The sequence below is a fragment of the Azonexus sp. genome (assembly GCF_041909095.1).
GTDB lineage: Bacteria > Pseudomonadota > Gammaproteobacteria > Burkholderiales > Rhodocyclaceae > Azonexus.
Map to the genome: position 1 here is coordinate 84,537 of NZ_JAYREB010000010.1, position 23,158 is coordinate 107,694.

The following is a 23,158-nucleotide window of genomic DNA, read 5'->3' on the forward strand; positions in this document are numbered from 1 at the left end:
ACGGAGAAACAACATGAGCTATAGCGTTAAAGTCATTGATCACTATGAGAATCCTCGCAATGTCGGCTCGCTCGACAAGGACGATTCCGACGTCGGTACCGGCATGGTCGGCGCGCCGGCCTGCGGCGACGTGATGAAGCTGCAGATCAAGGTCAACAAGTCGGGCGTCATCGAGGACGCCAAGTTCAAGACCTACGGCTGCGGCTCGGCGATCGCTTCGTCGTCGCTGGTCACGGAATGGGTCAAGGGCAAGACCGTCGATCAGGCGCTCGACATCAAAAATACCGACATCGCCGAGGAACTGGCGCTGCCGCCGGTTAAAATCCACTGCTCGATCCTGGCCGAGGACGCCATCAAGGCGGCCGTGGCCGATTACAAGAAAAAGCACGGAGAATAGGAAAATGGCAATCACCCTGAGCGACAAGGCAGCCAAGCACGTCGCCGGTTTCCTGCAGAAGCGCGGCAAGGGCATCGGTCTGCGCCTTGGCGTGCGGACCAGCGGCTGTTCCGGCATGGCCTACAAGCTGGAGTTCGTCGACGAACTCAACGCCGACGATCAGGTCTTCGAAACCCACGGGGTCAAGGTCATCGTCGATGCGAAGAGCCTGCCCTATCTCGAGGGGATGGAACTGGACTACACCCGCGAAGGCCTGAACGAGGGGTTCAAGTTCAATAACCCCAACGTCAAGGATCAGTGTGGTTGTGGCGAGTCCTTCAACGTCTGATTTGTGTTGGGGGATGGCTCGGCGGGGCGGCGTTGAGCCCCGCTTGCCGTACTGACGTACTGTCTGTGCGGGGCTCGCCTTGCTCCGCCTTCGCTTTGCCGTTTGTCGCATCCTGATGCGCTGCCTTTCCGAGGTTTGTCTTTGGACCTGACCGCTGATTTCTTCTCCCTGTTCGACCTGCCGAAGGCGTTCCGGCTCAACCTGTCGGAACTCGATTCGCGCTACCGCGACGTGCAGGCGCAGGTGCATCCGGACCGTTTCGCCAGCGCCCCGGAGACCGAGCGGCGGCTGTCGATGCAATGGGCAACGCGCGCCAACGAGGCGTACATGACGCTGAAAAAGCCGCTGGAACGGGCGAAGTACCTGCTCGAACTGGCCGGCCACGACCTGCAGGCGGAAAGCAATACCGCGATGCCGGCCGATTTCCTGATCGAACAGATGGAATGGCGCGAGGCGGTGATGGAAGCGCGTGCCGGCGGCGATCACCACGAGCTGGAGCGGCTGTTCCAGCGCCTGACGGACGACATCGCCGGTCGCTACGAGGAAGTGGCGGGTCTGCTCGACGACGCGCAGGACTACGCCGCGGTGACCGACCGGGTGCGGCGCCTGATGTTCCTGGAAAAACTGCTGTTTGAAATCGACGACGCCCTGGCGTCGCTGGACGACTGAAAGAAAAAGACCAATGGCCCTGTTCCAGATCGCCGAGCCCGGCGAATCCGCCGCCCCGCACGAACACAAGCTCGCTGTCGGCATCGACCTCGGCACCACCAATTCGCTGGTTGCCACGGTGCGTTCCGGCATCGCCGTCTGCCTCAACGACGATCAGGGGCGGCCGCTGCTGCCGTCGGTCGTCCATTACCACGCCGACGGTTCGACCGAAGTCGGCCACGAGGCGCGGCGCAACCAGGCGCTCGACCCGAAGAACACCATCGTCTCGGTCAAGCGCTTCATGGGGCGCGGCCTCAAGGACATCGCCCACGTCGAGGCGATGCCCTACGATTTCGTCGATGGCCCCGGCATGGTCCGGGTTCGTACCCAGGCCGGCGTCAAGAGCCCGGTCGAAGTCTCGGCGGAGATCCTCAAGGTCCTGAAGGAGCGCGGCGAAACGGCGCTCGGCGGCGAACTGGTCGGCGCCGTGATCACCGTTCCCGCCTATTTCGACGACGCGCAGCGCCAGGCGACCAAGGACGCCGCACGCCTGGCCGGCCTCAATGTGCTGCGCCTGTTGAACGAACCGACCGCCGCCGCCATCGCCTACGGCCTCGACAACGCGGCGGAGGGGATTTACGCGGTCTATGATCTGGGCGGCGGCACTTTCGACATTTCCATCCTCAAGCTGACCAAGGGCGTCTTCGAGGTGATGGCCACCGGCGGCGATTCGGCGCTCGGCGGCGACGATTTCGACCATCGCATCTACTGCTGGGCGATCGAGCTGGCCAAGCTGCAGCCGCTCTCCGCCGAGGACGCGCGGCGCCTGATGATGAGCTGCCGCGAAGCCAAAGAGTTCCTGACCAAGAACCCGGAAGCACCGATCTCGCTGCGCCTGTCCACCGGCGAAAACATCGATCTGCGCCTCGACGTGGCGACCTTCGCCGAAATCACCCGTACCCTGGTCTCGAAGACCTTGCAGCCGGTCAAGAAGGCGCTGCGCGACGCCGGTCTGCGCGTCGACGACGTCAAGGGCGTGGTCATGGTCGGCGGCGCGACGCGCATGCCGCAGATCCAGAAGGCGGTCGGCGATTTCTTCCGCCAGGACCCGCTGACCAACCTCGATCCGGACAAGGTTGTCGCCATCGGCGCCGCGACGCAGGCGAACCTGCTGGCCGGCAACAAGACCGGCAAGGACGACTGGCTGCTGCTCGATGTCATCCCGCTGTCGCTCGGCCTGGAAACGATGGGCGGGCTGACCGAGAAGGTGATCCCGCGCAATTCGACGATTCCCACGGCACGCGCCCAGGAATTCACCACCTTCAAGGACGGCCAGACGGCGATGGCGATCCACGTCGTCCAGGGCGAGCGCGAGATGATCGCCGACTGCCGTTCGCTGGCCCGTTTCGAACTGCGCGGCATCCCGGCTATGGTCGCCGGGGCGGCGCGCATCCGCGTCACTTTCCAGGTCGATGCCGACGGCCTGCTGTCGGTCACCGCCCGCGAGCAGACCACTGGCGTCGAATCGAGCATCACGGTGAAGCCGTCCTATGGCCTGTCCGACGACGAGATCGCCGGCATGCTGCAGGATTCGCTGGCCCACGCCAAGGACGACGCGATGGCCCGCGCCCTGCGCGAGGCACAGGTCGAGGCCGAGCGGATGATCGAAGCGACCGCCGCGGCACTGGCCGAAGACCCGCATCTGCTCAACGCAGCGGAGACCACCAAGATCCGCAACGCCATCGCCAAGCTGCAGGAAGCAGCGGCCGGCGACAACCGCCGCCTGATCAACATCGCGATGGACGACCTCGGCTTCGAAACCCAGGAATTCGCCCACCGCCGCATGGATCAAAGCATCAAGAAAGTGCTCTCCGGCCGCAAGGTCGAGGAAATTAGCACGGGAGAGGAAGAATGACGCAAATCATCGTGCTGCCGCACGTCGAGTTGTGCCCGGACGGCGCCGTCATCGAGGCGGACGCCGGCAAGTCGATCTGCGAGAACCTGCTGGCCAACGACATCGAACTCGATCACGCCTGCGAGATGTCCTGTGCCTGCACCACTTGCCACGTCATCGTCCGCGAGGGCTTCGCCTCGCTGGAGGAAGCGAGCGAAATCGAGGAAGACCTGCTGGACAAGGCCTGGGGGCTCGAACCCTGCTCGCGCCTGGGCTGTCAGGCGATCGTCGGCGAGACGCCGCTGGTCGTCGAAATCCCCAAGTACAGCATCAACATGGCGAAGGAAGGGCACCGCAAATGAAGTGGACCGACATCAACGACATCGCCATCGAACTCGCCGACAGCCGGCCGGACACCGATCCGCTCAAGGTCAATTTCGTCGACCTGCGCAACTGGGTGCTGGCGCTGCCCGGCTTCGACGACGATCCCAAGCACTGCGGCGAGAAGATCCTCGAAGCCATCCAGCAGGCCTGGATCGACGAAGTCGCCTGATCAGGCCGACTGCGGCGCCGGCAACGGGCAGCCGCGCAACTGTTCGCGCATCGTTGCCTCGGAGAGCAGGACCAGCATCGGCTGGGTGCCGCCGCCGTGCGTCGTCACCACTGAAGCCAGCACCGAAGCCACGCCGACGTAGATGTTGGCAAGGTCGTTGATGTCGCTGCTCGGCACTTCGAGGATTTCGCCCAGGCGATCGACCAGGATGCCGAAATTGCCGCCCGATGCGCCGCGCACCACCACCACCTGGCGCCGGATGCCCGGCTGCTCGTCGTCGGGCAGGCCCAGTGCGGCATGCAGGTTGTAGATCGGCAGCGTTTCGTTGCGATAGATCAGCGCGCCATAGACCTGCTTTGGCGCATTGGCCAGACAGGCGACGCCGACCAGATCAACCGCCTCGATCACCGCCGTCACCGGCAGCCCCAGCCAGTGGCCGGCGAGGTGGAAGGTGGCGATCTCGCGGATCTCGCCATCGGCCGGCTGGCTGGTGCGGCGCATCGCCACTTCGCCTTCCACGGCCATGCTGCGCGCCTGCGGGTCGTAGGCGCCGAGCGGGATGAAGACGAGGGCGGTGACCGCGTTGCGGTAGGCGTCGTCGGCGCCCTTGAATTCGCGGTAACCGGCCGACGGCCAGGCACCAACGGCGGTCACCTGACCGTCAAGGGCAATCAGCCGGGCACAGCCGGTGGCGTCCGGCTTGAGCAGTTCGGTCGGCAGGCTGACCGTCTGGCCGACGCGGTAGCTGTCGTCGCTGCTGGCGATCACCGTGCCGGCGTCGTCGACAAACAGCGCCACGCTGCCCGCCACCGTTTCCCCGGAGGCTTCGCGCGGCAGGGCGTCGCGCAGCATGTTGGCGAATTGCGGCGTGCCGTCGAAGACGATGGCGATGCCGCCGACCACGCGCTCTTCGCCGGGCGCCCGCACGGCGGCAAGGTAGGTGTAGGTCGGCTTGCCGCAGTACAGCGCGCTGGCCGCAAAGGGCGACACGGCATAGGACTGGCTGTCGCGCAAGGCCAGGCATTCGCCAACCCAGGGGGCGTCTAGTGCCTTGCCGACGAGGTCGCCGTAGGCCGGGTTGGAGACGGCGATGACGACGCCGTTGGTATCGAAGAGCAGCAGGTTGTCGTAGACCGTGTACAAGCTGTTGATGTAGCGGATCACCTGCTCCAGCCCTTCGCGCCGGCCCTTCGCCGCCGGGTCGGCGAGCAGGGCGCGGATGCGGTCGTCGAGCGCCCACCAGCGGCAGTCGTTGGCCCGCTCGTAGAGGTTGCGGTCCATGATGTCGATGGCCAGCCCGGCGAAGAACTGGCTGTCGGCGAGCAGCGAGGAAAGCACCGTCGATTGCAGCTTGCCGATCGAGCGCGAGAAAACCTCGCGCATGTTCATGCCGATACGGCTGATCTCGCGCAGCAGGATCTTAGAGAAGGCGCTGTTGACCACCGCCGAGGTGGCGACGCCATGGCGCACCGTGCCGTTCCACACCGCCCGGCTGAGGTCGCGCTGGATCGCCTCGGCCTTGCGCGGGATCGCCCGCAGCGGTTCGGAAAAGGCGCGGCCGCCCGACATCACCGAAGCGAGCAGCGCCGGATCGTCGATATCGAGTGCGTCGTCGTCCTGGATGTCGAAGGCCTGGTCGACCGGCATCATCACCAGGCCGCGCCAGCCGGGGCCCATGTAGCCCTGGTAGCCCTTGGTGTCGCTGGCGAAGGCGAGGTAGGCACGGCCGGCAAAACGAATGCGCTGCATCTGCCCGGAGGCGACGCGCAGTTCGGCGCCGACCGGCACCTGCCAGCGGTCGCTGCTGGCAATGACGCAGCCGTCGGCGTCGAGCAGCGTCATCACGGCCGGGTCGTCGTGCACCGTCAGGCCGTGGAAGATGCGCTGCATTTCGTCGCCGAAGCGGAAGCAGAGGGCGAGCACGCCGAGCGTTTCGCCGAACTCCGAGCGGATCCGGTAGGCATAGATCAGCGAACGTTCGCGTTCAGGGAATAATTCGGAATGGGCGTAACTCTCGACATAGGCCGCCGTGGTGCCCGCCGCTTCGCGCACCCAGGTGTCGCGGATGGCGGCGATCCGGTCGTCCTCGGCGAGGCGGACGAGAATGCGGCCGTTCCGGTCGAGCAGGACGATGTCGTCGTAGACCGAATACTTGCGCACGTATTCGCGGAAGCGCTGCTGCAGCGCCCAGGGATCGTCCGGGCTGGCGGCGAACTGGCGGATGGCCCCGTCGGTGGCAAGAAAGCCGATGTCGGCGGTACGTTCGAACAGGTTGCGGATCAGGATGTCGATCACCACCTGCGAGCGCGCCTTCATCTCCTGTTCGCGCTTGGCCAGCGTCTGCTCGGCGAGGTTGTTGAGCAGTTCGCCGGTCAGGCTGGCGAAGGCCTCGCGGGTCTGGCCGATTTCCGCCGTCGTTCCGGACAACTGGCCGAGCAGGTTGAGGTTGTCCCAGATGCCTTGCAGCGACTGCAGCATTTCCCGGTATTCCTCGATCAGCGGCATGTGTGGCAACAGTGGCCGGACCGCATCTTCGACCTCGATTCCCTTGTACTTTGCCACGCCTATCTCCCGCAGATTCCTGAAACACATTCAGTAAAGCAAGCGACATGCCTGTCGCTCGCCCGTGTTGGAGGGCGATTTCCGCTGCTTTCCGGCACAGGAAAAGGGAATGAACTTTTCTTGGCACCTTGATGGTGCATTCGCGCCTTGTCGCCACGCGGCGCAAGCCCAGTCGTGGGACAATGCCGCCCATGAATCCTTCGCCCAGCCGGGAATCTCCCGAAATCACCTGCCAGGATTGCGACGCCTGCTGCTGCCAGCTCGAGGTCATGCTGATCTGCGACCGCGACATCCCGCCTCGCCTGACCGCCGACGATCGCTGGGGCGGGCAGGTGATGCGCCGTCTCGATGACGGCTGGTGCGCGGCGCTCGACCGCGCCAGCATGCGTTGCACCATTTACGAAGATCGCCCCGACATCTGCCGCGATTTCGCGATGGGCGACAGCGACTGCGTCGCCGTGCGCGCCCGCTACTACACTCCGCAAGCCATCCAGGAGCCGTCATGACCTACGAAGAACACCTCGACGAGGTGACGACGCTGATCACCGAAAAATACGATGTGGCCGATCAGGCGGCGATCAAGATGGTGATGCGCGCCCAGGCCGACGATTATTTCAGCGGCCACGACGACAATCCCGCAATCCGCACGCTGGACCGGGCGCATCTCGACGCCCGGACCGTTTACCGGAAGTACCGCTAGCCATGCGCTCGACCCGCGCCACCGCCGCCGTCGCCCGCCTCAACCGGCGCAGCGAAGGGCGGCACTACCTGATGGTGATGACCGGCAACGGCTTGTTCCGTCTGCGCGAACGCATCGACGGCCAGGACAGCGACGTTTCGGACGCGCTGCCGCTCGACGATTTCGTCCGCCTGGTCGATGCCACCGGCCCGCAGCCGGTGCGCCGCGTGACCAAGAGCGACGAGGCTTTCGCCCGCCAACTGGCGCGCCGGAAAACCGCCGATGGCGATGACTGAAGACGAGCTTGCCAGCCTCGGCCGCTTCCTGCGCGATCTCGGTCGGGCGCTGCACGTCAGTGGTGCGCCGGCGCAGGAACTGGAACGCCGCCTGAAGGCGGTCGGTGCCCGGCTTGGCGTCGAGGTTGAGGGCTTCGCCGTGCTCACCTTCCTGGCGCTGACTCTGGTCGACAGCGACGGCCAACGGCGGGTCGAATTGCTGCGCCTGCCGCCCTACGACTACAACATGGCCCGCCTCATCGAGCTGGAAGCGCTGTGCGGCGAAATCGACGGCAGCGCGCGGCTCGCCGACTACGAGCAGCGCCTGGCGGCGACCATGGCCTTGCCGGTGCCGTGGTCCGGCCTGCCTTTCGTCATTTTGGGCAGCCTGCTGTCGGCCAGCGTCGCGCTACTGCTGCGCGGCGGCTGGATGGAAATGCTGTGCGGCGGCGCGGTCGGTGCTGCCTTCGTCGCCGGCGTGCTGGTTTGCGCGCGTTTCCCCAGACTCGGCCCGGCGGTGCCGGTGATCCTGTGCACGCTGGCGGCCTTGCTGGCGCAGGCGCTGGCCTGGTTCTTCCCGCAGCAGAATCCCTTCGTTTCGGCGGTCGCCGGCGTCGTTTTCATGTTGCCCGGCTTCATGCTTACCGTCGCCATGTCGGAACTGGCGACGCAGAACTATCTGGCCGGCAGCGGCCGCCTGACCGGCGCCTTCCTGCAACTCTTCCTGATGGGCGCCGGCCTGGCGATCGGCACCCAGATCGCCCAGACGCTCTACCCGGTGGCGGCGCAGGGCGTCGTTACGCCGCTGCCGGCCTGGGCCATCTGGCCGACGGTGGCGGTGCTCGGCGTTTCGCTACTGGCGGTGCTGCAGGCGCCGTGGTCCACGGTGCTGGTTTCGGCCGGCGGCTGCCTGCTCGCCTGGGCCGCATATTCGCTGGCGGGCGCGGCGATGGGCTATGTCGTCGGCGCATTCTGCGGCGCCTTCGCGCTCGGCGTCGGCGGCCACCTCTACCACGCACTGAGCGGGCGGCCGTCGCTGCTCGTGCAGAGCCCCGGGTTGATCACCCTGGTGCCCGGCAGCATGGGGTTTCGCGGCGTACATGCACTGCTGGCGCAGGACAGTGCCGCCGGCATTTCCCTGATCACCGAAATGCTGCTCACCGGTGCCGTGCTGGCGGTCGGCCTGCTCCTTGCCGACAACCTGGCGCCGCCGCTGTTGCAGCGCAAGCGCGAGGTCAGTCCTCGAACAGGTTGAGCAGCGCGTTCAGCCCGCCGAAATTGATCGCCACGTCGGCCTTGGCGCGCGTTGCCGGCTTGGCGTGGAAAGCCACCGAGAGGCCGGATTCGGCCATCATCAGCAGGTCGTTGGCGCCGTCGCCGACGGCGATCACCTGATCGCGGCGCAAGCCCAGTTCGTCGCGCAGGCGGCCGAGATGGTAGGCCTTGGCGGCGGCATCGACAATGTCGCCGACGACCCGGCCGGTCAGTTTGCCGCCGGAAATTTCCAGCTCGTTCGAGGTGGCGAAGTCGAAACCGAGTTCGATGCGCAGCCGCTCGGTGAAGTAGGTGAAGCCGCCGGACAGGATGGCGGTGCGCAGGCCGGCGTTCTGCACGCCTTCGAGCAGTTCGCGGGCGCCGTCGGAAAGCAGCAGGCGCTCGCCGAAGACGCGCGCCAGCATGCGGGCGTCGAGCCCGCCCATCAGCGCCAGGCGGCGGCGCAGGCTCTCGCGGTAATCGATCTCGCCGCGCATCGCCGCCTCGGTCACTTCCGACACCTCGGCCTTCTTGCCGGCGAAATCGGCCAGCTCGTCGATGCACTCGATGGTGATCAGCGTCGAATCCATGTCGAAGCAGATCAGGCCGAAATCGGACAGCTTGCGCCCGGCCTCGACGAAGGCCCAGTCGAGCCTTTCCGCCTCGATCAGCGGAATCAGCGCATCGAACTCGGGTGTCCGCCGCGCCTCGCGCAGGCGCACCACCTGCGGCGGTAGCGGTTCGGCAGCCGCGGCGCCGGTGGCGCCCAGAATGCGGTCGAGCAGGAAAGTGGGCAGGGCGCCGCCCTGGATAATCAAGTTCATGGTTGAGGCTTGGGAAGTCATCGTTGCAGTAGCTTTTGGTGAATTCTGGAGGGTTTTTGCCGGCAGTCCAGAATGGCAACTACCGTGATCGAATTGGTCGCCATCTCGTAGTAGATGGCATAGGGAAAGCGCTTTGCCAGGGTACGGTGAAAGCGCCCGTCCGGTTTGGGGTGAATGCCGCCGTAAAGGACGAGGGCGTCGATATCGGAAAACAGGCTGTCGAGAAAATAGGTGCCGACGCCGGGCGCTTGTCGCTCGTAAAAGGCATGCCCGTCGAGCAGGTCGCGTTCGGCAGAACGCGTCAGACGAATTTCCACTTACCTTTTGCCAACCAGATTGCGGATCCTTTGCTTCGCTTCTTCCAGCGTCGATGAAGCTTCCTCGTTCCGGTCCAGCAAATCGCCACGCACGGCAAGAACTTCACGATGCCAGTCAGGCACTGCAGCGGTCACAGCATCTTCGGAATCCAGACTCTCCCAGAGCGTCTCCATCAGGCGGATTCTCTCGGCAACAGGCATGGCGGCGAGTTCGGTATGGGTCATTGGGGGGCTCCTGGTGCTGTCAAGCCGCCATTGGGTGAGGCGAGCGAGTGGATGAGCACTGACATGAATTACACATTGCCGACCATGATCGTTCAGGCGCACAGTTGTTGCAACAGTGCCATGCCCGCCGGCCAGTCGCCGAGATTGCTGGCGGCGTTGATGTGGCCGGCGGCGCTGATTTCGACCAGGCGACTCCCCCATGCCGCAGCGCAGACCGCCGCATGTTCGGGCGAGCTGTAGGGGTCGTCGCTGCTGGCGACGACGATGCTGGGGAAGGAGAACGGCTGCATCGGGAGCGGCGAGAAACCGCTTGCTTCGACCGGAAAAGCCGCGCTGTCGGGATCGGGCACTGCCACCAGCAAAGCCGCCCGGATCGGCGCATGCGGCAGCGTCGCCCAGTGCGCCACGGCTAGGCAGCCCAGGCTGTGGGCGACCACGACCACCGACGGGCCGAGGCGAAGCACCGTGCTTTCCAGCACCGAGGTCCATTCGCTGCATACAGGGTTGTCCCAGTCGCGCTGCGCGATGCGCACGAAGTCCGGGTTGGCTCGCTCCCAGCACGACTGCCAGTGCTCGGGGCCGGAGTTGCCGATGCCTGGGAAGGTGAGGAGGGTAGGCATGGGGATCAAGACTTGCAGAGGTAGTGGTGCGTTGAAATTGGTTTGACAGTCGTTGTTGATGCCTGCAGACTAGGCAGATGACTAGTTTTGGCGAGGTTGCTATGCATACATGGCCAGTTCAGGATGCGAAAGCGCGCTTCAGCGAGTTTCTGGATGCCTGCCTGCAGGAAGGCCCCCAGATGGTAACGCGAAGAGGCGCCGAAACGGCAGTGCTGGTGCCGGTCCGGGAATGGCGGCGTCTGCAGACGGCGGCACGTCCCTCCCTGAAGCAGTTGCTGCTCTCCGAGCAGGCTCGCGCCGACCTGATCGTCCCGGCGCGCGGGCTGGCAAAGCGCCGCACCGTCGAGCAAATGCCGTGACGGCGATCTACCTGCTGGATACGAACGTGGTTTCCGAACTGCGCAGGCCGCGCCCGCATGGTGGCGTGCTGGCCTGGTTGGAATCGCTGGACGACGCCCAGCTCTACCTGTCCGCCGTGACTCTGGGCGAGATTCAGGCCGGCATCGAGATAACGCGGGAACAAGACCCGGACAAGGCCAAGGAAATCGAGGCCTGGCTGGAACTGGTGGCGGGTGCCTACAACGTCCTGCCGATGGATGCGACGGTTTTCAGGGCCTGGGCGAAATTGATGCACGGAAAGTCCGATACGCTTTACGAAGACGCGATGATCGCCGCGACGGCGAAAGTACACGGGCTGACGGTGGCGACAAGAAATGTGGTGGATTTCAATGTCTTTGGCGTTGAGGTGTTCAACCCCTTTGCTTAGTTGTGGCAGTGCGGCTACAGCCGATGATCCAGCCAGTAAGCCAGCCCTTGCGCATTCAGTTCGAGGTCGGTCGCCAGGACGTCGATGATGTCTGCTTCCGGCAAGCTGCAGCCATGTGTCCGCAAGTCGGCCAGCAGTGCGTCGGTGATGCCCTGCTTGATTGCCGCATGCCGTCCGGCACCGGCGTTGGCGTGGGCTTCGGCAATCGCCACGTGGCTGTCGAGGCGCTGGCGCAAGGCCGCGGCCTGCGTCGTCACGTCGTACACCTGCGCGTAGTGGGTCAGGTACATCGCCGTCGGGGTGAAGCTCATCAGGCGGTTGATCGAGGCATGCATTTCGACGGGGTCGAACTGCGTCGGCGAGGTGGTCGGCAGGATGAACTGGCGGCCGTCGACGTCGAATTCGCGGTACGACAGGCCGAACATGTCACCGGTGAAAATGCTGTTGGTCTTGCGGTCGACGATGCAGATGTGATGCTTGGCGTGGCCCGGCGTGTCGATGCAGAGCAGTTCCCGGCCGCCGAGTTGCAAGGTCAGCCCTTCGTGGGCGTCGATGATCCGTTCGGCTGCGATCGGCAGGATTTCGCCATAGACCTGATCGACATAGTCCTGGCCATAGACGGCGGTGACGCCGGCGACCAGCTTGGACGGCTCGGCCATGTGGCGGGAACCGCGCGGATGCACCACCAGCCTGGCGTTCGGCAGTTCACGCATGAGCGTGCCGGCGCCGCCGGCGTGGTCGAGGTGGATGTGGGTCAGGATGATGTAATCGACGGCGTCGCGGCCCAGGCCGAGTTTTTCGAGCGCCGCCAGGACGTTGGGCAGCGAATCGTTGCTCCCGGTGTCGATCAGGGCGACCCGCCCGTCGTCGACCAGCAGGTGAATCGCCGCCAGGATCGGTCGCACATAGCCTGCATCGAAAGCGTAGATGCCGTTCTTGTAATCGCGCCAGTCAAACATGGGTTCTCCTCGTTGGCTTTTTTAGTATTGGGGGCCCCGATTATACTGGCGGGCCTCCGAGTTTCCGCGCCCACTCCGATGACGCATTTCCCCGCCGACGACGGCGAAAACATCCATCTTCACGTCTCCGGCGAAGGCTCGCCGCTGATCCTGCTGCACGGCTGGACGTCGAGCCACCAGGAATGGACGCCATTTCTTGCCGCGCTTGCCGCCCGGCACCGGGTTTATCGCTGGGACGCCCGCGGCCACGGCGGGCATGCGCTGGCCCATCCCGGTTCGGCGACGGTCGAGCGGATGGCCCGCGACCTGAAGAACCTGATCGACCACTACAAGATCGCCAACGCGACGGCGGTCGGCCATTCGATGGGCGCCCTGACGCTGTGGCAATACCTGCGCGACCACGGTACGCATGGCCTCGGCAAGCTGTGCCTGATCGACCAATCGCCCAGGCTGCTCACCGACGACGACTGGGACCATGGCATCTATGGCAATTTCGGTGCTGACCGCAACCGGCAGTTGATCGACTGGCTGCGCGAGGATTTTGCCGAAGGTGTCCTGAAGCTGACGGCGCTCGGCCTAAACCAGCGCGCCCGGCAGAAATACGAAGAGAACGCCAGCGGCTGGGAACGCTTGCGCCAGGCCTTGCGCGGCCAGAATCCGGAACCGCTGATTCACTGCTGGCAAAGCCTGACCGCCGCCGACTACCGCGACGTGCTGGCGCGGATTCCATTGCCCACGCTCCTCGTCTATGGTGGGCAGAGCAATTTCTACGGCGGCGAAACGGCGCGTTACGTCGCCGACACCATCCCCAACGCCATCCTCAACATCTACGAAGGCAGCGACCATTCGCCGCACCAGTGGCAACGCGAACGCTTCGTCCGCGAGTTGCTGGAATTCATCGACGGCGAGTGATTTCTCATCGCCGGGCGATGGCGGCAGTTCGCCGGATCAGTCGGCGATGCGCTCCGGCAGCACGTCGCGCAGCAGCACGGCGGCGTCGCGCAGCATCTTCTCGGTAGCTTCCCAGCCGACGCAGCCGTCGGTGACCGAGCAGCCGTACTTGAGCTGGGTGAGGTCGGCAGGGATCGGCTGGTTGCCGGCTTCGATGTTGGATTCGATCATCACGCCGAGGATGGACTTGTTGCCGGCGCGGATCTGGTTGACCACGTCGGCCATGACCAGCGGCTGCAGTTCCGGCTTTTTCGAGCTGTTGGCGTGCGAGCAGTCGACGACGATGTTGGTCGGCAGCTTGGCCTTGACCATCGCCGCTTCGGCGACGGCGACCGAGACGGTGTCGTAGTTCGGGCCGCTGTCGCCGCCGCGCAGCACGACGTGGCCGTGCGGGTTGCCGGTGGTGCGGACGATGGATACGTGGCCTTCGTTGTTCAGACCGAGGAAGGAGTGCGGGCGCGAGGCGGAGAGGATGGCGTTGGTCGCCACGGTGAGGTCGCCGCTGGTCGCGTTCTTGAAGCCGACCGGCGTGGACAGGCCGGACGACATCTCGCGGTGCGTCTGCGATTCGGTGGTGCGGGCGCCGATGGCGGTCCACGTGATCAGGTCGCCGTAGTACTGCGGGCCGTAGGGGTCGAGCGCTTCGGTGCCGGCGGGCAGGCCGAGTTCATTGACCTGAAGCAGGAAGTCGCGGGCCTTCTGCATGCCGACGTCGACCTGGAAGGAGTCGTCCATGAACGGGTCGTTGATGTAGCCCTTCCAGCCGACGGTGGTGCGCGGCTTTTCGAAATAGACGCGCATGATGATCTGCAGCGTGTCGCCGACTTCGTCAGCGAGCGCCTTCAGGCGGCGGGCGTAGTCGAGACCGGCGACCGGGTCGTGGATCGAACAGGGGCCGACGACGACGAACAGGCGGTGATCCTTGCGGTCGAGGATGTTGCGCAGCAGGTCGCGACCTTCGCTGACGGTGGCTTCGGCCTTGGCCGAGAGCGGCAGTTTCTGGTGGATTTCCGCCGGGCTCGGCATCGGATCGAAGGCGGAAACGTTGATGTTTTCTAGAATCTGGGTCATTTGGTCAGCTCGCGTATCATGTCTTTCACCGCCGTAACCTTGTCCTGCAAGGCCGGGCAGTGGCGCAAAAGTGAAATCTTATCCTGTCCGGCCAGCTTATAGCTGCGGTTCTTCTGGATCAAATTGATGATCCTGATCGGCTCGATAGGCGGATTCTTCGAGAATTCCGGCGCGAACTGGATCGTCACCTGGTCGTTGCCGGCGTCGAGCTTCTGCACCAGCAGCGGCTTGACCAGCAGGCGCAGCCGGTGCGTGGCGACCAGCGCCTGCGCCTGCAGCGGCAGTTCGCCGAAACGGTCGACCAGTTCTTCCTGCAGGGCATCGATGTCGTCGTCGGCTTCGCAGTTGGCCAGGCGTTTGTATAGCGTCAGCCGCTCGTGCACGTCGGGGCAGTAGGCGTCGGGCAGCAGCGCCGGGGTGCGCAGGTTGATTTCGCCGCTGACGCCGATCGGCTGCGTCAGGTCGGCGGTTTCCAGCACCTTGCCCTGCTTCAGGTGGGCGACGGCGCGGTTGAGCATCTCGCTGAACATGGTGAAACCGACTTCCTGCATCTCGCCCGACTGGTTGTCGCCGAGCACCTCGCCGGCACCGCGGATTTCCAGATCGTGCATGGCCAGGAAGAAGCCGGAACCGAGTTCCTCCATCATCTGGATCGCTTCGAGGCGCTGCTTCGCCTGCTTGGTCATCGCCTTTTCGTCCTGTACCAGCAGGTAGGCGTAGGCCTGGTGGTGCGAACGACCGACCCGGCCGCGCAACTGGTGGAGCTGGGCGAGGCCGAATTTCTCCGAACGGTTGATCAGGATGGTGTTGGCGTGCGGGTTGTCGATGCCGGTTTCGATGATTGTCGTGCACAAGAGGAGGTTGGCGCGCTGGCCGGTGAAGTCGCGCATCACCTTTTCCAGCTCGCGTTCGTTCATCTGGCCATGGCCGATGACGATGCGCGCTTCCGGCACCAGTTTTTCGAGCTTTTCACGCATGTTCTCGATGGTGTCGACCTCGTTGTGCAGGAAGTACACCTGGCCGCCGCGCTTCAATTCACGCAGCACCGCTTCGCGGATGATGCCGTCGGAGAACTTGCTGACGAAGGTCTTGATCGCCAGGCGCTTTTGCGGCGCGGTGGCGATCACCGAGAAGTCGCGCAGGCCTTCCATCGACAGCGCCAGCGTGCGCGGGATCGGCGTCGCGGTCAGGGTCAGCACGTCGACCTCGGCGCGCATCGCCTTCAGCGTTTCCTTCTGGCGCACGCCGAAGCGGTGTTCCTCGTCGATGATGACCAGACCGAGGCGATTGAATTTCACGTCCTTGCCGATCAGCTTGTGCGTGCCGATGATGATGTCGATCTTGCCCTCGGCCAGGTCCTGCAGCGCCTGCGCGGTTTCCTTGGCGGTCTTGAAGCGGGAGATTTCGGCGACCTTGACCGGCCAGTCGGCGAAGCGGTCGACGAAAGTCTGGTAATGCTGTTCGCAGAGCAGCGTCGTCGGGCAGAGCACGGCCACCTGCTTGCCGCCAGCCACCGCGCAGAAGGCGGCGCGCAAGGCGACCTCGGTCTTGCCGAAGCCGACGTCGCCGCAGACCAGCCGGTCCATCGGCTTGCCCGACTTCATGTCGGCGATGACGGCGGCGATGGCCTGCGCCTGGTCGGCGGTTTCCTCGAAGCCGAAGCCGTCGGCGAAAGCCTCGTAGTCGTTTTCCGAGAAGTCGAAGGCGTGGCCCTGACGGGCTGCGCGCGCGGCGTACAGCGCGAGCAGCTCGGCGGCGGTGTCGCGCGCCTGTTCGGCGGCCTTGCGCTTGGCTTTTTCCCATTGGCCGGAACCGAGCGTGTGCAGCGGTGCGGCGTCCGGCTCGGCGCCGGAATAGCGCGAAATCACGTGCAGTTGCGCCACCGGCACGAAGAGCTTGGCGTCGTTGGCATAGTGCAGTTCGAGGAATTCCTGCTCGCCGAGGCCGAGGTCCATGCGCACCAGGCCGCGATAGCGGCCGATGCCGTGGCTTTCATGGACCACCGGGTCGCCGACCTTGAGTTCGGTGAGGTCCTTGAGCCAGTTGTCGAAGCTCGCCTTGCGCGCCGCTTCACGCCGGGTGCGGCGTGGGCTGCCGGCAAACAGTTCGGTTTCGCTGACGAAGGCGACCTGGTCGAGGGCAAAGCCCTGCTGCAGCGGGCTGACGGTCAGCGCCAGCCGTTCGCTGCCGGCGGCGAAGGCGGCAAAGTCGGCGCAGGCGGCGGGCCTGAGGCCATATTCGGCGAACATCGCGGCCAGCGTCTCGCGGCGGCCAGCGGTTTCGGCGAGCAGCAGCACGCGGCCGGGATAGCTGGCGAGATGGTTCTTCAGGGCGGCGAGCGGATCGTCGCCGCGCCGGTCGACGGCGACGTTGGGCAATTTTCCGGCGCCGGCGTTTTTTCCTTCCAGGGCCAGTCGACCGTAAGATTTTGCCGCCGTGAAAAAGGCTTCGTCGGTCAGGAACAGCTCTTCCGGTGCCAGCAGCGGCCGCGCCTTGTCGCCCTGCAGCAGCTTGTAGCGCGAGCGGGTGTCGTTCCAGAAGGCGGTGATCGCGGCCGGCGCGTCGCCATGGCTGACCAGGAGTGCGTCCTTGGGCAGGTAGTCGAACAGCGTCGCCGTCTCGTCGAAGAAGAGCGGCAGGTAGTACTCGATGCCGGCGCTGGCGATGCCGGTCGAGATGTCCTTGTAGATCCCGGACTTGGCCGGGTCGCCCTCGAAACGCTCGCGGAAGGCCTGGCGGAAATGGGTACGGCCCTTGTCGTCGAGCGGAAATTCGCGCGCCGGCAGCAGGCGGACTTCCGGTACCGGGTAGACGGTGCGCTGGGTGTCGACGTCGAAGGTCTTGATGCTCTCGACCTCGTCGTCGAACAGGTCGAGCCGGTAGGGCAGTTGCGAGCCCATCGGGAAGAGGTCGATGAGGCCGCCGCGGATCGAGTATTCGCCGGGCGACACCACCTGGGTGACGTTGGCGTAGCCGGCCAGCGTCACCTGGGCGCGGAACTTGTCGGCGTCGAGCGTCTGGCCCTTCCTGAATTCAAAGGTGTAGGCGGCCATGAATTCCGGCGGCGCCAGCCGGTTGACGGCGGTCGCCGCCGGTACCAGCAGAATCTGCACCTCGCCCTGCAACGCCGCCCACAGCGTCGCCAGGCGTTCGGAGACGAGGTCCTGGTGCGGCGAGAAATGGTCGTAGGGCAGGGTTTCCCAGTCCGGTAGCAGGCGCACCTTGAGCTGCGGCGCGAACCAGGGGATTTCTTCCAGCAGGCGCTGCGCGTCGGCGGCACTGGCGGTGACCACAGCCAGCGTCCGGCCGGGGTGGGCGGCGGCCAGTCCGGCCAGGGTCAGGGCGTCGGCCGAGCCGGCGAGTGGTGCGAGATCGACGCGTTGCCCAGGTTTGGGCAGGCTGGGAAGCTGAATCAGGGAGGGGGCAGCGGACACGGCGGCAGGGTGAAACGACGGGGCTGGAATTATAGCCGCTGGCGCGCCCACCCCCTACCGCGTCAGGCCGATCTCGCGCGCGGTCAGTGGGCCGATCATCGTGTGGCGCAGGCTGGCCGGCATTTCGGCCTGATCCTGGGTCAGCGGGATGCGGCCGCCCATGATTTCGGCCTGGCGTTGCGGCAGCAGCGGTTGCCGTTGCGGTTCGGCGTAGCCATCGGGGAAGAGCGGCTGCAGGCTGCGCAGGTCGTACTTGTCGGTGGCGCCGAAGGTGTGCAGCATTTCGTGAGCGATGACGACGGCGTTCTGGCGCTGCTGGCGAGGGTGGGCGTAGGCGTGGATCAGCCCGAGCTGGCCCTTGCTGAGACCGACCGAGTGATCGAGCCGCTCGTTGTTTTTCGGATCGTGATAGAGGACGAAAAGGCGGATCTGCGGCGGCGGTCCGGCGATGTCGTCATGCTGCGTCGCCCACCAGCGCAGCTTGAGGCTCCACAGCATGTTGTCGAGGGCACTGCCACCGGTTGGCGGCAGCGGTGGCAAGGCCTGCTGCGCCGGGGCGACGCGGACGACGACCGGCTGCAGCACGCGTTTGCCGTGGCGCAGCATTTCCTGATCGATCCACTGGCCGATTTCTGCGAAACTGTCGTTGTCCAGATTCTTCAGGTAGTCCGCGGTCTGCGGCGAATTGTCGGCGGCCAGCGGATAGAGCGCGACATGGACGGTGTGCTCCCAGGAAGTCAGCCGGCTTTCCGCGCGCCAGGCGGCGAGGGCAACTGTGGCCAGGGCGAGGAGCAGGATCAGGATGCGGAATTTGCGGAACATGAGACCTTAAGGGGGATGCGCAAGTTGAGGGCTGCATTATATGATCGCGCTATCGCGTTCAGACCATTTGCATTTTTGTTTCAATCCCATGACCATCTTTGACGAAAAACGTGCCGGCCGCGAACGCCGCAACAATCCGCATGGCACTCCGAAATACGGGGTTGAACGCCGCAACGGGGAACGTCGCCAGATCAGCCTGGAAGAAATATCCTTTGTCGAATGGGCGACCAAGTTCGCCGAGTACAAGAAACAGCTCAAGAAGTAGCGGCGCCCGGCAGGCGCTGTGCGAACCATTGCACCGCCGGTACGGCGGGATTGTCGTCGGCCGTCAGGCGCCGTGCTTCGAGCGGACAGGACAGATACTTGAGCGCCCGTTGCCAGGCTTGCGACGAATTTTCTTCCGCCGCCAAAAACAGCATCAGCAGCGGCGCCGTCAGCAATTCGAGCGCCTGCACGCCGGCCCGGTCGATCAATCCGTCGCAGACGCAGAGCGCCAGCACCTGGCGGTCGCGTTGGGCGGCGACGCGGACGGCAGCCGGCACCAATTCGTCCCGGGCGTGGATGGCGCAGGGCAGGCGCTCCATGTCGCCGTCGTCGCGGATCAGGTCGAGGATGTCGGTGAGGCGCCGGGTCAGGCGGGCGACATCCTGCGTCGCGTCGGCAAACTGCATCTCGCGAGCGCTCAGCAATTCCATCGCCAGCACGGCATAGCCGTTCTGCTGGAAGGTCGTACCGACGGCATCGTCGACCTCGACCCGGTGCGGGCGGGGCAGCAGCACCAGGCCTTTCGGTTTGTCCGGCAGCGCCAGTTGACCGTGCAGGCGGCCGCTCGGCGTATCGAGCAGAAGGTCGCGTCTCATGCGGCGATCCGCACCGGCACGCGGCGGGCGCCGAAGGCTTTGCCGTGATCGCCGAGCGCCGGGCCGAAGCGGCCGGCCAGCGCGCTGCCGCAGTGCGGGCAGGCGCCATTTTCGTCAAGCGCGTAGCGGCGGATCTCGTACCAGTCGCGGACGATCAGCGGTGCCTGGCAGTGCGCGCAGAAGGTGGTGCCGCCGTCGCTGTCGTGCACGTTGCCGGTATAAACGTGTTTCAGGCCGGCGTCGCGGGCGATCCGGCGGGCGCGGGTGAGCGTTGCGGCCGGCGTCGGTGGCAACTGGTCGAGTTTCCAGTCGGGATGGAAGGCGGTGAAATGCAGCGGCACGTCGGCGCCGAGTTCAGCGTGAACCCATTTCGCCAGCGCGTCGATTTCGCCGTCGCCGTCGTTTTTGCCCGGGATCAGCAGGGTGGTGATTTCCAGCCAGCAATCGGTTTCATGGCGGATCAGCGCCAGCGTGTCGAGCACCGGCTGCAGCCGGCCGCCGCACAGGCTGCGGTAGAAGTCGTCGGTGAAGGCCTTGAGGTCGACGTTGGCGGCGTCCATCACGGCGAAGAACTCGCGCGCCGGGGCCGGATGAATGTAGCCGGCGGTGACGGCAACGTTGCGCACGCCGGCGGCGCGGCAGGCCAGCGCGGTGTCGATCGCGTATTCAGCGAAGATTACCGGGTCGTTGTAGGTGTAGGCCACCGCGTCGGCGCCGTGGCGGCGTGCCGCGTCGGCAATCGCGGCGGGGGACGCGGCGTCCATCAGGCGGTCCATGTCCTTGGAGCGCGAGATGTCCCAATTCTGGCAGAACTTGCAGGCGAGGTTGCAGCCGGCGGTGCCGAAGGACAGGATGCTGCTGCCCGGGTAGAAATGGTTGAGCGGTTTCTTCTCGATCGGGTCGATGCAGAAGCCGGACGAGCGCCCGTAAGTGGTCAGCCGCATCTGTCCATCGACCATGCGGCGGACGAAGCAGGCGCCGCGCTGGCCTTCGTGCAGCTGGCAGTCGCGCGGGCAGAGATCGCACTGCAGGCGACCGTCCGGCAAGGCGTGCCACCAGCGGCCAGGATGCGCCGATTCGGGGATCAGCATGGGTCTTCCTTCCATTTGCGCACCGCGTAGCGCGCCAGGCGGACGTCCGGCCCCCAGTAGTTCGCCGGCAGCCCGGCCTTCTGGCGCAGGCGGGCGAGGAAATCGGCTGGCGCCGGCAGTTGTTCCCAGACCTGCGGCAGGAAAGTGGCGCGCCGGCCGCCGGCGCTGAGGATGACGCCATCGACGCCGGGGCGCAACTGACGGCAGGCGTCGGCTTCCGATCCGACCGGCAGCGGTTCGGCCGGTGTCAGCAGCGAGACCTCGACGCGGGTGCGCTGCAGTTCGCTGGCCATCAAGGGCGGAAAGCGCGGATCGCGCAGGGCGGCGGCGCGGGCGTTGGCGCGCACGTCGTCGAGCAATGGCCGGTGCGCTTCGAGGCTGCCGATGCAGCCGCACAGTTCGCCACCCTGGGTCAGGGTGACGAAGGTCGCGCCGGGGTCGTGCAGTCCAGCCAGGTCGGGGGCGGCGGGCGCCGCTTCGCCGAGCGCTTCGGCGATGGCGGCGCGGGCGTGGCGGAGCAGGGCGTTGCCGAGTTCATCCATGGTCGGCCTCGTGGAAGGCGAAGGCAGCATAGCCGACGACACGCTGGCGGTCGCCGGCGGTGTCGCCGGAGTTGCAGAGATCGAGCAGGCTGGGTTGCAGTCCGTGACGTTTCGCAGCGAGCAGCAGGCCATTGAGCGGGAAGGCGCCGCAGGCCTGGTGCGGGTCTATATCGGTCGCCAGCTCGAGGATGTGGCGGCTGGTCTCGTCGTCGACCTGCTGCGCTGTCGCGTAGGGCAGGAAATGCGACAGATCGGAGCTGATGACGAGAAGCGTCTCCGGACCGCCCCACAGGCGTTCCAGCACTTCGGCGACGGCTTGCGGCGTGGCCTGGCCGACCGCCAGCGGCAGCAGGCTGAAATCGTCGAGAGTGCGTTGCAGGAAGGGTAGGTGGACTTCCAGCGAGTGTTCCTGAGCGTGTGCCGTTTCACTGACGACGACCTGCGGCAGACCGGCGAGCGCGGCGCGGGCGGTGGCATCGACGCGCACCTCGCCAAGCGGCGTGGCGAAGGCTTCGCTGGCCGGCAGCGCCAGACCGCGTACCGGCACCCGGTGCGTCGGCCCGAGCAGCACGACGCGGCGGATCGTCGCCCGCCACGGTGCCAGCGTCGCGTAGGCGCGGGCAGCGGTCGGCCCCGAATAGACGTAGCCGGCGTGCGGCACGATCAGCGCCTTCGGCTGTTGCGTCATGGTGCTTGCCGGCGCCGCGGCGAGCAGGCGGTCGACATCGATACGAAGGCTGGCCGGCGACGCCGGGTAGAACATGCCGGCGACGGCCGGCGGGCGGATCGCGTTCATCATTCCTCCTTCACACCAGCAACAGGCCGACGCCCATGCCGGCGCCGATTGCCAGCAGGCCGGGCAAGGCGTGACGGGCCAATGTACGGCCGCCGATGCTGACCACCAGACCGATCTTGAACACCAGGTTGGCGACCAGCGCCAACGTCACGGCGATCACCGCGTCAGCGCCGAGCACGCGTTCCAGGTTGAACATGCGCAGCGTGGACAGCACGCTGGCGTCGGCGTCGGTCAGGCCGGAAACCAGCGCGACGATGTAGAGGCCGCTGTTGCCGGCGATGTCCTGCAGCCAGGCGGCGGCGAGCAGGACGACGGCGTAGAGGAGGCCGAAGGAGACGGCGGTCTTCAGTTCGGTCGGGTTCTTCACTTCCGGCATCGGCAGCTCGCCGGCCTCGTTGAGGATCTTCCAGCCGTACAGCGCCATGATCACGCCGGGGACGATGCCGCAGGCGAAAACGGTGGCAACCGGCCCGATCAGGCCGGGCGCGACGATGCTGGCGATGATGCCGAGGCGGATCATGACCATGACGTTGGCGATCAGGATGACGATCGCCGACATGCGAACCAGGTGACCGTGTTCGGCGGCGTGGCGGGAGAACATCATGGTCGTCGCCGTCGACGACGCCAGGCCGCCGAAGATGCCGAGTACCGCGGCGCCGTGGCGGGCACCGATGATGCGCAGGGCGAGGTAGCCGGCGAGCGCCAGGCCGGAGATCAGCACCACCATCCACCACACTTGGCGCGGGTTGATCGCTGCGTAGGGGCCGAAGCTGGCGTTCGGCAGGATGGGCAGGATGACCAGCGAGAGCACGGCGAACTGCAGGATGGAATTGAGATCTTTCGGCGTCGTCCGTTCGCTGAGCTGTTTCAGTTCGGCCTTGAAGTAGAGCAGGACCGTCGTCGTGATCGCCAGCATCACCGCCAGCGTCGCGTAACCCAGCCAGACCGCGGCACCGAGTCCGTAGGTGATGATGATCGCCGCTTCCGAGGTGAAGCCGCGGTATTGCTCCTCCTGTTGCGACGAGAAGTTGGAGGCGACCATCGATGCCGCGACGACAACGAGGCCGACGGCCAATAGCCATGGTCCTCCGCTTTTCTCGCCGAGCATGGCGAACAGGCAGCCGAGCATGGCGACCAGCGAGAAGGTACGCAGGCCGGCGGCGGAGTCCGGTCGCCGTTCGCGCTCCATGCCGATGAGCAGGCCGATGCCGAGCGCGGTGGCGAATGCCTCGACCGGTGCGGCCAGTTCGGGAACGACGAAACTCATGGCTTGCCTCTCTTTTCCTTGTT

Annotated in this window: 28 protein-coding genes; 14 read left to right on the forward strand and 14 right to left on the reverse strand. The window is 65.7% G+C overall.

What is annotated here, in order from left to right; genetic code table 11:
* Positions 1 to 13 precede the first annotated feature (13 nt).
* From iscU to iscX, 6 genes are all read left to right on the forward strand, one after another.
* Positions 14 to 397 (forward strand): Fe-S cluster assembly scaffold IscU, encoded by a 384-nt coding sequence (iscU, locus tag ACE3OV_RS15845; RefSeq protein ID WP_374328440.1) that lies wholly within the window; start codon positions 14 to 16, stop codon positions 395 to 397.
* 4 nt (positions 398 to 401) lie between these two features.
* Entirely contained in the window at positions 402 to 725 is a 324-nt protein-coding gene (gene iscA / locus ACE3OV_RS15850; protein WP_374328441.1) for an iron-sulfur cluster assembly protein IscA, read from the forward strand.
* 135 nt (positions 726 to 860) lie between these two features.
* Positions 861 to 1,394, forward strand: coding sequence for a Fe-S protein assembly co-chaperone HscB (gene hscB / locus ACE3OV_RS15855; RefSeq protein ID WP_374328442.1), 534 nt, complete (start codon positions 861 to 863; stop codon positions 1,392 to 1,394).
* Positions 1,395 to 1,407: 13 nt separating this feature from the next.
* Entirely contained in the window at positions 1,408 to 3,288 is a 1,881-nt protein-coding gene (hscA, locus tag ACE3OV_RS15860) for a Fe-S protein assembly chaperone HscA (RefSeq protein WP_374328443.1), read from the forward strand.
* Entirely contained in the window at positions 3,285 to 3,629 is a 345-nt protein-coding gene (gene fdx, locus ACE3OV_RS15865; RefSeq protein WP_374328444.1) for an ISC system 2Fe-2S type ferredoxin, read from the forward strand. The genes hscA and fdx overlap by 4 nt, the downstream gene beginning before the upstream one ends.
* The gene (gene iscX, locus ACE3OV_RS15870; RefSeq protein ID WP_374328445.1) at positions 3,626 to 3,820 is read left to right on the forward strand and encodes a Fe-S cluster assembly protein IscX; all 195 of its coding nucleotides are present in this window, start codon (positions 3,626 to 3,628) and stop codon (positions 3,818 to 3,820) included. The genes fdx and iscX overlap by 4 nt, the downstream gene beginning before the upstream one ends.
* Here the strand turns inward: iscX and ACE3OV_RS15875 are convergent, their stop codons facing one another.
* Positions 3,821 to 6,382, reverse strand: coding sequence for a chemotaxis protein CheW (locus ACE3OV_RS15875; protein ID WP_374328446.1), 2,562 nt, complete (start codon positions 6,380 to 6,382; stop codon positions 3,821 to 3,823).
* 191 nt (positions 6,383 to 6,573) lie between these two features.
* Between ACE3OV_RS15875 and ACE3OV_RS15880 the strand changes: the two genes are divergently transcribed.
* The 4 genes from ACE3OV_RS15880 to ACE3OV_RS15895 are packed head-to-tail and all read left to right on the forward strand — an operon-like array spanning position 6,574 to position 8,591.
* Positions 6,574 to 6,888 (forward strand): YkgJ family cysteine cluster protein, encoded by a 315-nt coding sequence (locus ACE3OV_RS15880; RefSeq protein ID WP_374328447.1) that lies wholly within the window; start codon positions 6,574 to 6,576, stop codon positions 6,886 to 6,888.
* Positions 6,885 to 7,082 carry a hypothetical protein gene (locus tag ACE3OV_RS15885; protein WP_374328449.1) on the forward strand — a complete coding sequence of 66 codons (198 nt, stop codon included), beginning with the start codon at positions 6,885 to 6,887 and terminating at the stop codon, positions 7,080 to 7,082. Before ACE3OV_RS15880 ends, ACE3OV_RS15885 begins: the two co-directional genes overlap by 4 nt.
* 2 nt (positions 7,083 to 7,084) lie before the next feature.
* Complete coding sequence (locus ACE3OV_RS15890) at positions 7,085 to 7,357, forward strand: hypothetical protein (protein ID WP_374328450.1); 273 nt, start codon at positions 7,085 to 7,087, stop codon at positions 7,355 to 7,357.
* On the forward strand, positions 7,344 to 8,591 hold the full coding sequence (locus ACE3OV_RS15895) for a threonine/serine exporter family protein (RefSeq protein ID WP_374328451.1): 1,248 nt from the start codon (positions 7,344 to 7,346) through the stop codon (positions 8,589 to 8,591). The genes ACE3OV_RS15890 and ACE3OV_RS15895 overlap by 14 nt, the downstream gene beginning before the upstream one ends.
* On the opposite strand, the gene serB is transcribed toward ACE3OV_RS15895, so the two are convergent.
* The 4 genes from serB to ACE3OV_RS15915 all read right to left on the reverse strand — a co-directional run bounded on the left by serB (position 8,572) and on the right by ACE3OV_RS15915 (position 10,576).
* The gene (gene serB / locus ACE3OV_RS15900) at positions 8,572 to 9,414 is read right to left on the reverse strand and encodes a phosphoserine phosphatase SerB (protein ID WP_374328452.1); all 843 of its coding nucleotides are present in this window, start codon (positions 9,412 to 9,414) and stop codon (positions 8,572 to 8,574) included. The two genes, ACE3OV_RS15895 and serB, sit on opposite strands and share 20 nt — an antisense overlap.
* 17 nt (positions 9,415 to 9,431) lie before the next feature.
* Positions 9,432 to 9,731: a type II toxin-antitoxin system RelE/ParE family toxin gene (locus ACE3OV_RS15905; RefSeq protein WP_374328453.1), complete on the reverse strand. Its 300-nt coding sequence runs from the start codon at positions 9,729 to 9,731 to the stop codon at positions 9,432 to 9,434.
* Positions 9,732 to 9,956 carry an addiction module protein gene (locus ACE3OV_RS15910; RefSeq protein ID WP_374328454.1) on the reverse strand — a complete coding sequence of 75 codons (225 nt, stop codon included), beginning with the start codon at positions 9,954 to 9,956 and terminating at the stop codon, positions 9,732 to 9,734. It lies immediately after the preceding gene.
* A 92-nt stretch (positions 9,957 to 10,048) separates the two neighbouring features.
* Positions 10,049 to 10,576: an RBBP9/YdeN family alpha/beta hydrolase gene (locus tag ACE3OV_RS15915; RefSeq protein ID WP_374328455.1), complete on the reverse strand. Its 528-nt coding sequence runs from the start codon at positions 10,574 to 10,576 to the stop codon at positions 10,049 to 10,051.
* A 101-nt stretch (positions 10,577 to 10,677) separates the two neighbouring features.
* Between ACE3OV_RS15915 and ACE3OV_RS15920 the strand changes: the two genes are divergently transcribed.
* Positions 10,678 to 10,935, forward strand: a complete 258-nt coding sequence (locus ACE3OV_RS15920; RefSeq protein WP_374328525.1) for a type II toxin-antitoxin system Phd/YefM family antitoxin — start codon at positions 10,678 to 10,680, stop codon at positions 10,933 to 10,935.
* Positions 10,932 to 11,342: a type II toxin-antitoxin system VapC family toxin gene (locus ACE3OV_RS15925; RefSeq protein WP_374328456.1), complete on the forward strand. Its 411-nt coding sequence runs from the start codon at positions 10,932 to 10,934 to the stop codon at positions 11,340 to 11,342. The genes ACE3OV_RS15920 and ACE3OV_RS15925 overlap by 4 nt, the downstream gene beginning before the upstream one ends.
* A gap of 14 nt (positions 11,343 to 11,356) precedes the next feature.
* On the opposite strand, the gene ACE3OV_RS15930 is transcribed toward ACE3OV_RS15925, so the two are convergent.
* Complete coding sequence (locus ACE3OV_RS15930) at positions 11,357 to 12,301, reverse strand: MBL fold metallo-hydrolase (protein ID WP_374328457.1); 945 nt, start codon at positions 12,299 to 12,301, stop codon at positions 11,357 to 11,359.
* Positions 12,302 to 12,379: 78 nt separating this feature from the next.
* Between ACE3OV_RS15930 and ACE3OV_RS15935 the strand changes: the two genes are divergently transcribed.
* Positions 12,380 to 13,213 (forward strand): alpha/beta fold hydrolase, encoded by an 834-nt coding sequence (locus ACE3OV_RS15935; RefSeq protein ID WP_374328458.1) that lies wholly within the window; start codon positions 12,380 to 12,382, stop codon positions 13,211 to 13,213.
* 36 nt (positions 13,214 to 13,249) lie between these two features.
* Here the strand turns inward: ACE3OV_RS15935 and ACE3OV_RS15940 are convergent, their stop codons facing one another.
* From ACE3OV_RS15940 to ACE3OV_RS15950, 3 genes are read right to left on the reverse strand one after another with little or no spacing between them, the layout of a single operon-like run.
* Entirely contained in the window at positions 13,250 to 14,323 is a 1,074-nt protein-coding gene (locus ACE3OV_RS15940) for a 3-deoxy-7-phosphoheptulonate synthase (protein ID WP_374328459.1), read from the reverse strand.
* Complete coding sequence (mfd, locus tag ACE3OV_RS15945; RefSeq protein WP_374328460.1) at positions 14,320 to 17,757, reverse strand: transcription-repair coupling factor; 3,438 nt, start codon at positions 17,755 to 17,757, stop codon at positions 14,320 to 14,322. Before mfd ends, ACE3OV_RS15940 begins: the two co-directional genes overlap by 4 nt.
* A 54-nt stretch (positions 17,758 to 17,811) precedes the next feature.
* Positions 17,812 to 18,579 carry a hypothetical protein gene (locus ACE3OV_RS15950; RefSeq protein ID WP_374328461.1) on the reverse strand — a complete coding sequence of 256 codons (768 nt, stop codon included), beginning with the start codon at positions 18,577 to 18,579 and terminating at the stop codon, positions 17,812 to 17,814.
* Between the two features lie 88 nt (positions 18,580 to 18,667).
* Here ACE3OV_RS15950 and ACE3OV_RS15955 point away from each other — a divergent pair, with 88 nt between their 5' ends.
* Positions 18,668 to 18,844 (forward strand): hypothetical protein, encoded by a 177-nt coding sequence (locus tag ACE3OV_RS15955; RefSeq protein ID WP_374328462.1) that lies wholly within the window; start codon positions 18,668 to 18,670, stop codon positions 18,842 to 18,844.
* Here the strand turns inward: ACE3OV_RS15955 and ACE3OV_RS15960 are convergent.
* Genes ACE3OV_RS15960 through ACE3OV_RS15980 form a run of 5 tightly spaced genes read right to left on the reverse strand, consistent with a single transcriptional unit; the run spans position 18,834 to position 23,135 of the window.
* A complete protein-coding gene (locus ACE3OV_RS15960) occupies positions 18,834 to 19,439 on the reverse strand; it encodes a hypothetical protein (protein ID WP_374328463.1) in 606 nt (201 codons plus the stop codon). The genes ACE3OV_RS15955 and ACE3OV_RS15960 overlap by 11 nt on opposite strands.
* On the reverse strand, positions 19,436 to 20,530 hold the full coding sequence (gene amrS / locus ACE3OV_RS15965; RefSeq protein WP_374328464.1) for an AmmeMemoRadiSam system radical SAM enzyme: 1,095 nt from the start codon (positions 20,528 to 20,530) through the stop codon (positions 19,436 to 19,438). The genes ACE3OV_RS15960 and amrS overlap by 4 nt, the downstream gene beginning before the upstream one ends.
* Positions 20,524 to 21,072: an AmmeMemoRadiSam system protein A gene (gene amrA / locus ACE3OV_RS15970; protein WP_374328465.1), complete on the reverse strand. Its 549-nt coding sequence runs from the start codon at positions 21,070 to 21,072 to the stop codon at positions 20,524 to 20,526. The genes amrS and amrA overlap by 7 nt, the downstream gene beginning before the upstream one ends.
* Positions 21,065 to 21,871, reverse strand: a complete 807-nt coding sequence (amrB, locus tag ACE3OV_RS15975; RefSeq protein ID WP_374328466.1) for an AmmeMemoRadiSam system protein B — start codon at positions 21,869 to 21,871, stop codon at positions 21,065 to 21,067. Before amrB ends, amrA begins: the two co-directional genes overlap by 8 nt.
* A 7-nt stretch (positions 21,872 to 21,878) precedes the next feature.
* Positions 21,879 to 23,135, reverse strand: a complete 1,257-nt coding sequence (locus ACE3OV_RS15980) for an MgtC/SapB family protein (RefSeq protein WP_374328467.1) — start codon at positions 23,133 to 23,135, stop codon at positions 21,879 to 21,881.
* Positions 23,136 to 23,158 lie beyond the last annotated feature (23 nt).